This window comes from Brevibacterium sp. ZH18, assembly GCF_022748595.1.
GTDB lineage: Bacteria > Actinomycetota > Actinomycetes > Actinomycetales > Brevibacteriaceae > Brevibacterium.
On the sequence record NZ_JALDSX010000049.1, the window covers coordinates 18628 to 27868 of the forward strand.

The following is a 9241-nucleotide window of genomic DNA, read 5'->3' on the forward strand; positions in this document are numbered from 1 at the left end:
GGAAGAGGGCGGGGCCTGACGAGACCGCACTTCTCAGGAGCGTTGCCGAAGTGAGACGCTGGGGGCATGGCCAATGAACTCGCGTCGTCCACCAGCCCCTACCTACGCGCACACGCGGACAATCCCGTCGACTGGCGCATGTGGACGAAGGACAACCTCGCCGAGGCGGCCCGCCGTGACGTCCCCCTCCTCATCTCGATCGGCTACTCCACGTGCCACTGGTGCCACGTCATGGCCCACGAATCCTTCGAGGATGAGGCCGTCGCACGAGTCATCAACGACAACTTCGTCCCGATCAAGATCGACCGGGAAGAGCTGCCTGAGATCGACGCCCACTATATGAACGCACTCCAGGCTCTGCGCGGACAGGGCGGCTGGCCGATGACGATCTTCGCGACCCCGGCAGGCAGTCCGTTCTACGCCGGTACGTACTTCCCGCCGGCACCGCGGGGGAACATGCCCGCGTTCACTCAGGTGCTCTCGGCGGTGTCCCAGACGTGGACGGATCGCCGCGCCGAGGTGACCGAGATGACCCAGCGCATGGACCGGGGATTGGCCGATATGGCCACCGCCGTCACCGATGCCCTGCCCGCCGAGGCGGCCGCTGAGTCCCTGTCGGCCGAGGAGCTCGACGCTGCTGCCGAGTCCCTGCTCGACTCCTATGACCCGGCGTGGGGTGGGTTCGGCACGGCACCGAAGTTTCCTCCGATGATGAACCTCATGTCGCTCTTGGCCACGTTCGTGCGTTTGGGCGGGACCACCTCGGCGAGGGAGGGCATCGCCGCCTCGGCGGGGGAGGGCATCTCTGACGCCGCGCGGGAGAGCCTGGCTCCGGGCAGCGTCGACCGGCTCGGCGCCGACGGCCACCTCAGTGGGGAACTCGTCGTCGACTGCCTCATCGCGGTGCGCGGAACATTCGCGCGCATCGCCAGCGGCGGGATGCGCGACCAGGTCCGCGGTGGCATCGCCCGCTACAGCGTCGACCGGCAGTGGTTCGTGCCGCACTTCGAGAAGATGCTCTACGACAACGCGCTCTACCTGCGCGCCGCGGTCCAATGGGCGAAGGTCGAGCGCGCACTCAACCCGGACTCGAAATGGCTCGCCCTCGCCGAGCGGGAGATCGAGGACACCGCGAACTATATGATCGCCTATCACCTGGGCGGCGGAGACCGGTTCATCGCTGCACTCGACGCGGATTCCCTCAACCCGGACGGAATCCTGGAGGAGGGCGCGGCATATGTCATGACGCCAGAGCAGTTCGCCGAGGTGGGGGAGGGCGGCCTGCTCCAACTCGTCGATTCCCCGGCGGGAGCGGAACTGTCCGGGCAGGTGATCGCGGCGATCCGCATCATCGATTGGCTCGGGATGGACGACATTCCCTACGACGCTGAGCACCCGGCGCCATGGACCACCTCGGCGACGGCGAAGCAGCGAAGCCTGCTCAAGGACCTCCTTGACGAACGGCCCCAACCGGCCCGGGACGAGAAGACGATCACCGAGTGGAATTCGCTCGCGATCACCGCCCTGGCCGAAGCGGCTCTCTACACCCACCCGAGTCAGTCATCAACGTCATGGGGCTGCGTCGCGTCGTTCGCCTGGGAGGAGATGGACAACCGATTCATCACCGGCTGCGGCGATATCGACTTGAGCCCAGCGGATGTGACGGTTCCCGCGATCCGCGACCTCGATATCAAACGCAGTTTCACCGGTGACGAGGCGGGTCCCGGAACAGCGGGACTGGCAGACCGCGCGCAGATGATCACTGCCGGCATCACCGTGGGACAGCTGCGCAATGCCGGTCTGGTGGATGGGGTGGGCAGATACGCGAAGACGGAAGCCTGCCTCGACGAGCGCGCCCTGAGCGCGAACGGCCTCAACGAACTGGGGGCAGAGCTCATCAAGCGCTTCACCTCAGGTGCTGTGGGGGTATCGAGCCCCTCGGGCCTCGAGGGTGCATCGGGTCCCTCGGATCTTTCGGGTGTATCGGGCGGTTCGGGCGTCGGATCGCGCGCCCCGTCGGATGGCGATGTGCTGGAGGTATTCGACTCGGAGGACGACGGCATCCTCGGTGTGCGCGGTTCCGACCCGGTTGACAATGCGCTGCCGTCGGGCAGAGCTGCTGCGGCTGAGGCGATGCTTCTCCTCGCAGAACTCGGCGGGGACTCCGAGGTCTCGACCGGGCAGCTGCTCGACGTGCGCGACAGGCTCCTCGGGGTCTATCGGGCGCTCGCCGCCCGGGCACCACGCGGCTGCGGCCACGCCTTGTGGCAGGCCGAACGGGCACTCAATCCGGTGCGTGTGGCCAGTCTCGACAGCGCTCTGCTCGGTTTCGCTGCTCGCCACCCGGCGGTCACGCTGCTGACCGACTCGACAGGGGTTCCGGACGCGGCGGGAAATGACATCGCCGTGCCCAGCGGCACTGCGATCGTATGTCGAGGCACGCAGTGCTCACTGCCGGTGAGCACGATCGACGAGTTGGCGGCGCTGCTCGATTCCTGACGGCTGCTGCTACCAGCTGTGCTCAGCGGCTGCTGACAATGGTGCTCAGCGGCTGATGACTGCGGTGCTCAGCGGCTGCTGTCTGCGTAAGTGTCGAGCATGTCCTCGGCCATATCGCAGGGGTTCTCGCGATTGCCGGTGCCATTGGCAACGCGACGCACGAGGGTGCACAGCATCGCGCGCTCCTCGGAGTCCAAGGGGGAGAGTGCGGCGTCCTGTGCTTCTCTGACGCGCGCTTCCAGCTCGGCCAGGCTCTGCGTGCCGTGGTCCGTGCTCACGATCTTGCGCTGTCGGCGGTCGTTGGGGTTGGGCTGCCGCTCGACAAGTCCTGCCTCGATGAGGTCGTCGATGAGGTAGGTCATCACGGTTCGATCGATGCCCAGACGCGTTGCCAAAGCGAGCTGGCTGGGCTGATCCCCGTGGACGACGGTGTGGAGGACCTGATATCCGCGCGGTCCGTGCGGAAAGTCACCGAGCACCTCGGCGACGGCATGGTGATACGCCCGAAGAAGCGCTCCCAAGGACCATCCGAAATCATCCACAGGAGTATTCGGCTCGCGGTCCTCGAGTTCGACATTCATGAAACGTAGCTTAGCGAGATATGCAATGTTGCACAAACCATCTGTGAAACATATGATCTGTTCGGAAGCGTATTTAATCGTGAACGGAGGTCGTTCGTGACCACTCTCGGCATCCTCGGCGCCGGCCGGGTTGGAACCGCAATCGCACGTGAGGCACTGCGCGTCGGCTGCGACGTCCTCATCGCAGCCTCGGGCGACCCGAATCGCATCGCGCTCATCGCCGAGGTGATGGCACCGGGAGCGAAAGCCGTCACCGCCGCCGAGGCGGTCGCATCGGCGGACATCACGATCCTGGCCGTGCCGCTGCACCGCCATTCGACCCTCGACCCGCAGATATTCGCCGGGCACATCGTCATCGATGCCATGAATCATTGGGCGGACACCGACGGGCCGCTGCCGGCCGAAGCGGTCGCGGGAACCACCTCGGAGATGGTGGCTGCCCACCTGGCCGGCGCACGCGTGGTCAAGACCTTCAACCACATCGGATATCACGAGATGGCCTCTGACCCGCTGCCCGCAAATGCGCCTGGACGTCGGGCGCTGGCCGTCGCCGGCGACGATGCCGCCGCACGGGAAGCGGCCATGGAGCTCATCGACCTCTTGGGGTTCGACCCCGTCGACGCCGGGCCGTTGGTCGCCGGCGCGGTGTTCGAACCCGGCACGGAGATCTTCAACGGACGCTTCGACCGGGCGGGGCTGATGGCCCAGCTCGAGCTGGCAGGAGTCGTCGACACCGCGAGCTGAGCGCACGCCCCCGCCACCGAGGCACACTCAACTTTGACACCTGGAGAGATCATGGAAATCGGCGCTTACAGTTTCGGCGACACTCAGCTCAACGATGACGGGACTCAGCGCTCCACTGCGGAAGCGACTCACAACCTCTTCGAAGCGATCGTCCATGCGGACTCAGTCGGACTCGACTACTTCGGCATCGGCGAACACCACACGGTGAGCATGCCGATCTCATCGCCGGGAGCCTTGATCTCGGCAGCCGCCGCAGCGACGAAGCAGATCACGCTCGGCAGCGGGGCCAGCATCATCAGCACTGACGATCCGGTGCGGGTCTTCCAGCAGTTCGCCATCGCCGATGCGATCTCCGGGGGCGGACGCATTGAGATCACTGCCGGCCGAGGGTCATCCGTCGAGACGTTCCCTCTCTTCGGCTACGATCTGCGCGACTACGACAAACTGTATGCCGAGAAGCTCGATCTGCTCATGACCCTCAACGACAGCACGTCCGAGTATGTGAGCTGGTCAGGCAGTGTTCGCCCCGCGCTCGACGACCTCGCGGTCGTACCGCGTCCGGTGAACGGGAAGTTGCCGCTGTGGCTGGCCACGGGTGGCAATTCCTCGTCCTCGGCGAGAGCAGGGCAGCTCGGCCTGCCGATCTCCTACGGCATCATCGGAGGTGAGCCGCACCGGTTCGCGCCGCTGGCCGAGCTCTACCGGCGAGCCGCCGAACAGTCCGGACACACCGGTGACGACATCAAGATCTCGGTGGCCTCCTTCGGATTGGTTGCGCCGACCAAGAAGGAAGCGCTCGAGAGGATGTATCCCGGCTGGTACAACCTCAACCTCGAGATGGGCAGACTGCGCGGCTGGCCCGCCCCGCAGTGCCGCGACTTCGAGGCTCAAGCCGCAGCTCCGGGGGCCTACTATGTCGGCGACCCCGATGACGTGGCTGAGCGGATCGTCCACCTGCATGGCTACATGGGGCACATGCGTCACTTCCTGCAGATGGACCTCGGCGGCCTTCCGCACGAGCACATGCTCGAGTCACTGACGCTGCTGGCCACCGAGGTGAAACCCCGCGTCGAGCGACTGCTCGCGAAGAAGTGAAGAAGTAGCGCGCGGCTCAGCTGACGGCGCTGAAATCAGCCGACGAGGTACAGGCCGCGGAAGCGATTGAGCGCCGCGGCGATCTCCAACGCCCGGGGGCGAGAGATGTGGCCTGGGTGATCGCGGTGGCCGGTGAGACCGTCGAGTCCCTGGGCGTCGAGCATGGCGTCGATCTCTGCGAGTGCCTCGGTGAGTGAGGTCTTCGCGTCGAAGATCTCGGCCAGATATTCCAGTGCCTCGGCGACACCGGTCGTCTGCTGTGGGTCGACCAACTGTGAGACCGCCGCCAGGTCGATGAAGCTCTTGCCGAACTGAACGGTTCCGAGCCCCTTCGCCTTGGCTGACTTTGTCTTCGACGAGGGGCGCAGGGCCTTTGCCGTCGGAATCCGCGGGTGAGGTTCAGCGAAGAGGGCGTCGGTGTCGGCTGTGCCGCGATCCAACTCGGCTTCGCGATCCAACTCCGACTCTCGAACCGATTCGGCTTCTCGTTCCAACTCCGCCGAGGTGATTCCCACCAGCTTGTGAGCCTGCTCAGTCACCTCGCTGGGAACGTATGCGTCGAGGGCGATGACGTGGTCAGCGACCTCGAAGAACGCACTTGATCCACCGGCCACGAGCACCGTCGAAACGCCTCGACGTGTGAACAGTGGCCGCACCCGGTCGACGAACGGGGTGATCGGCTCACGCTCCGCGGGGATCAGGGCGCGCATGCGGTCATCGCGGATCATGAAGTTTGTCGCCGAGGTGTCCTCATCGATGAGCAGCGTGCGCGTCCCGGCCTCCACCGCCTCGACGAGGTTGGCCGCCTGCGACGTGGATCCGCTGGCATTCGTCGTCGTGAAGGATCTCGTGTCAGTACCGGATGGCAGATTGTTGATGAACGGCGAGATGTCGTCCCCGGTCACGGCTCGACCGTCTTCGGCGCGGATGGAGGCTGCGCTGGGATCGGTGATGACCCATTCGCGACCGTCACCGGCGATGTGAGGGTAGACGCCGCGCTCAAGGGCCCGCAGGATCGTGGACTTGCCGTGATAGCCACCGCCGACGATGACGGTGACACCCCGCGGTATCGCCATGCCTGTGAGGCTGCGACCGCTGCTGAGAGTGAACGAGCGTTCCAAGGAGGTGGGGCTGACAAAGGCAACGGCGCCACTTGCCGTGCCGCCACCTGCCGTGCCGCCACCTGCCGTGTCGCCACTTGCTGTGCCGGCGCTTGCCGTGTCGCCGGCGGGCGTGCTCATCGGCAGATCCGAATCCCCAGACTTCCGCGGCAGGATCGCACCATTGCCGATGAAGCCGAGGAAGTCCTCTGCGCCGAGGCGGTCCCGCAGTTCCAGCTGATCCCGGTGGAGCTGAACATGCTCGTGCAGATCATCTGCACGGAGATTGGAATGGAGGAACATCGTCTGGGCGAGCTCGGGCAGATCGCGGGTGAGGATATCGGCGGCCTGGTGACCGAGGATTCGCCTGCCGCGCGCTGGCAGATTGACGAGCAGACGTGCTTCGAAGCCGTCATCGTCGATGATGACATTGGTGCGTTCAAGGACTTCCTGACCTGGTCGGCCGAGGATGATCGCTCGCTGTTCGAGCCGGGACAGCTCCGTGTAGCCGACCCGGAGGAGGAAGTCGGCGGCCGCAGTCCGATCATGACGATCGGTGGTGAGCTCGGTGGGGAACCCCGCCTCGGCGCGGTTGATCCTGATGCGAACCTTCGACGGGGAGGCGAACGGGTCGACCTGCACCCGATCGATGAACACGGTGACCGGACCGAACTCGTAGCGGCCGCGGATCTGTTTGTAGTTGCCGTAGCTGCGTCCGTCGAGGCTGTGCAGGGTTGCGGCCAGTGTCGATCGTGGGGAGTTCATCCGAGGAATGCTACTTGAATGACCGCAACACGGGCGAAGTGCGGATCTGGCAGCTCGTCCGCGAGGACTGTCCGATCGTTCACAGTGTCCCGATTGCGCTCATTTTCCCAACTAACGGCACTGCCGGTAACGATCGCGTTAAGTTGCATGCAAGATGGCGGTCAGATAGCTTGCTCGGTATATCGTGAGGGAGTTCACAACTGAACCTGAGCATCTGAAAGGACAACGATGTCCGGACACTCTTCTGAAACGTCGACTGCGACACCCGTTCCGCAGGCGAACGTCGACGAACTGATCGCGCAGTACGACGAGGAGCTTCCTCAGCGCACCCTGACTCGCAGGCTCGACCTCGGCGTCGGGATCGTGTGCTTCGTCATCTCCCTATTCGTGCTCAATCAGGTGTTCTTCCCTCTGCGGCAGGGCAACCAGTTCTACCTCATGTGGTTCCTGGCATTCGTGCTGCCGCTCGTCTTCATCTGCTATCGCCCCGGATTCGGACGCAAGGCCGAAGTCGCCGAGAACGCAGCAGATGCCGCGGCCCCGATCGGCGCTGAGGCGACCCCTGCCCCGTCTGGGAAACGCGAGGTCGGCACGCGCCGCAAGAGCGACAATCCGTCGATCATCGACTGGATCCTCGTCGCCGTCACATTCCTCACCTGTGCCTACCCGGTCCTGCCGTTCTTCTCCGGCGGCTTCAACGAGTTTCTCAACCGGCAGGGCTCGCTCAACTCTCTCGACGTCATCATGGGCGGCGTCCTCCTCCTGCTCATCCTTGAGGCCACCCGCCGCACCACCGGTCTGATCCTGCCGATCTTTTGCGTCGCCTTCTTCCTCTACAGCTACTACGGGGCCTACATCCCTATCAGCTGGCCAGGGTCCCATGCAGGCCAGAACTTCGACCAGATCGTCAACGCCCTCTACAACGATGCATCCGGGTTCTACGGCATCCCGCTCGACGTCGCAGCGACCTACATCGTCCTCTTCACGATCTACGGGGCAGTCCTCGACAAGACCGGTGCCGCGAGCTTCTTCATCGACCTGAGCTTCTCATTATTCAAGAAGTCCAAAGCAGCGCCGGGACGCACGGTCGCCCTCTCCGGGTTCCTGCTCGGCACGGTTTCCGGCTCTGGAACGGCCACTGCGGTCTCTCTCGGCGCAGTCACCTGGCCGGTGCTCAAGAAGGCCGGTTACCCGAAGGAGAATGCTGGCGGAATGCTCGCCGCCTCGGGCATCGGCGCGATCCTCTCGCCCCCGACTCTCGGCGCCGCGGCGTTCATCATCGCCGAGCTCCTCAACGTCTCCTACGGTCTCGTCCTCCTGTGGGCTGTGGTCCCGACGCTGCTGTACTACCTAGGCATCTTCCTTGCCATCGAGATCGACTCCCGCAAGATCGAGGTCGACTACCAGCCGCCCCCAGGGCTGCGCGCGTGGCCGATCCTCAAGCGAGGCTTCTACCACTTCATCTCGCTGGGCATCATCGTCGTCTTCCTCGCCATGGGCATGGCCCCGTTCAAAGCGGTCGTCTACGCGACCCTGGTCGGGATCGGCTTCGGGATCATCGAGATCATCATCTCCCGCCTCGGCGAGCCGAAGACGATCCTCCGCGCGATCTGGGACGTCTTCTACGATGGTTCCGGCAGACACACTGCTCTGCCCGAGCGAAGCGAGGTCCGCTACAGCGGTTGCTGGGACTCACGCCCCCCTGCTGATCCGGGCCTCGCTGGAACCACTTCTCCCATACACGGATAGGCCACCACGCGCAGGGCAGCACGCGGCGGCTACGCATAAGCTGTGACCCCACCAGAGAACCCAGCCACACGGAGACCCCGCCAGTTCTCCATCGTGGCTGGCAAGCACTAGCCCACTGCCCCGGTGACGATCCGGAACCATTCGAGGATCGGGTTGATGCGATCTGGAGGGCAGAGGATAAGGGCGGTGACGACGAAGACGATCACGACACCGGCGATGACCGCGATGAGAACGTGCGGCGATGTGCGCTTCACTGGATGCTCCTGGTGGTCGGTGTACATGGTTGCTGGTGTAGCTGCTTCCAGAGAGTGACGGTGGGAGGCAGCTCGTGTCGTGCTTTGACTCGAGCCTGACATGTGGGAGGGGCATCGCCTTCGTGCGCGGCTCTGCTCCCAGTGTCGGAACGGAGTCTGTTCCGGATTCTCGATTGCCGGCCATAAGCGAGAGGCGCGATCTGTAGAAGAGGTCCCTGACCTGCAATTGCGCTGTTATAGGGTGGTGCCTCGTGTGCCGACCGGGCGCACGAACGGAAGGAAAGAATTTGAAGAAGATCATCGTTGCTGTACTCGCTACCCTTGCATTGACGCTGAGCGTCTCTACAAGTGCACAGGCCGCTAGGGCGTGTCTCCTTTATTGACCATTCCAGGACTGGCACGGTGGAGACGTGACTACACAGCAACGACACCGAGTCTTCACTGATGAGCAGTG

The 9241-nt window shown here is 64.4% G+C and carries 7 protein-coding genes; 4 read left to right on the forward strand and 3 right to left on the reverse strand.

Annotated elements, in window-relative coordinates; genetic code table 11:
- The first annotated feature begins 66 nt into the window (after positions 1-66).
- Positions 67-2499 carry a DUF255 domain-containing protein gene (locus MPN20_RS14475; RefSeq protein WP_242783256.1) on the forward strand — a complete coding sequence of 811 codons (2433 nt, stop codon included), beginning with the start codon at positions 67-69 and terminating at the stop codon, positions 2497-2499.
- Between the two features lie 68 nt (positions 2500-2567).
- Here MPN20_RS14475 and MPN20_RS14480 read toward each other — a convergent pair whose 3' ends face one another.
- Positions 2568-3080 (reverse strand): MarR family winged helix-turn-helix transcriptional regulator, encoded by a 513-nt coding sequence (locus tag MPN20_RS14480; RefSeq protein WP_242783257.1) that lies wholly within the window; start codon positions 3078-3080, stop codon positions 2568-2570.
- A gap of 96 nt (positions 3081-3176) precedes the next feature.
- On the opposite strand from MPN20_RS14480, the gene MPN20_RS14485 reads away from it, so the two are divergent.
- Both MPN20_RS14485 and MPN20_RS14490 read left to right on the forward strand, forming a co-directional pair.
- The gene (locus MPN20_RS14485) at positions 3177-3824 is read left to right on the forward strand and encodes an NAD(P)-binding domain-containing protein (protein WP_242783258.1); all 648 of its coding nucleotides are present in this window, start codon (positions 3177-3179) and stop codon (positions 3822-3824) included.
- A gap of 51 nt (positions 3825-3875) precedes the next feature.
- Positions 3876-4919 carry an LLM class flavin-dependent oxidoreductase gene (locus MPN20_RS14490; protein WP_242783259.1) on the forward strand — a complete coding sequence of 348 codons (1044 nt, stop codon included), beginning with the start codon at positions 3876-3878 and terminating at the stop codon, positions 4917-4919.
- 35 nt (positions 4920-4954) lie between these two features.
- Here the strand turns inward: MPN20_RS14490 and MPN20_RS14495 are convergent, their stop codons facing one another.
- On the reverse strand, positions 4955-6784 hold the full coding sequence (locus tag MPN20_RS14495) for an ABC-ATPase domain-containing protein (RefSeq protein ID WP_242783260.1): 1830 nt from the start codon (positions 6782-6784) through the stop codon (positions 4955-4957).
- Positions 6785-7012: 228 nt separating this feature from the next.
- Here MPN20_RS14495 and MPN20_RS14500 point away from each other — a divergent pair, with 228 nt between their 5' ends.
- Positions 7013-8533 carry a TRAP transporter large permease subunit gene (locus tag MPN20_RS14500; protein WP_242783261.1) on the forward strand — a complete coding sequence of 507 codons (1521 nt, stop codon included), beginning with the start codon at positions 7013-7015 and terminating at the stop codon, positions 8531-8533.
- Positions 8534-8640: 107 nt separating this feature from the next.
- On the opposite strand, the gene MPN20_RS14505 is transcribed toward MPN20_RS14500, so the two are convergent.
- Positions 8641-8787 (reverse strand): hypothetical protein, encoded by a 147-nt coding sequence (locus MPN20_RS14505; RefSeq protein ID WP_242783263.1) that lies wholly within the window; start codon positions 8785-8787, stop codon positions 8641-8643.
- Between the last annotated feature and the right edge of the window lie 454 nt (positions 8788-9241).

Bases quoted from the DNA above. Each gene is read 5' to 3' on its own strand.
- MPN20_RS14475 (WP_242783256.1), top strand. From the start codon at position 67: ATGGCCAATGAACTCGCGTCGTCCACCAGCCCCTACCTACGCGCACAC.
- MPN20_RS14480 (WP_242783257.1), bottom strand. From the start codon at position 3,080: ATGAATGTCGAACTCGAGGACCGCGAGCCGAATACTCCTGTGGATGAT.
- MPN20_RS14490 (WP_242783259.1), top strand. From the start codon at position 3,876: ATGGAAATCGGCGCTTACAGTTTCGGCGACACTCAGCTCAACGATGAC.
- MPN20_RS14495 (WP_242783260.1), bottom strand. From the start codon at position 6,784: ATGAACTCCCCACGATCGACACTGGCCGCAACCCTGCACAGCCTCGAC.
- MPN20_RS14500 (WP_242783261.1), top strand. From the start codon at position 7,013: ATGTCCGGACACTCTTCTGAAACGTCGACTGCGACACCCGTTCCGCAG.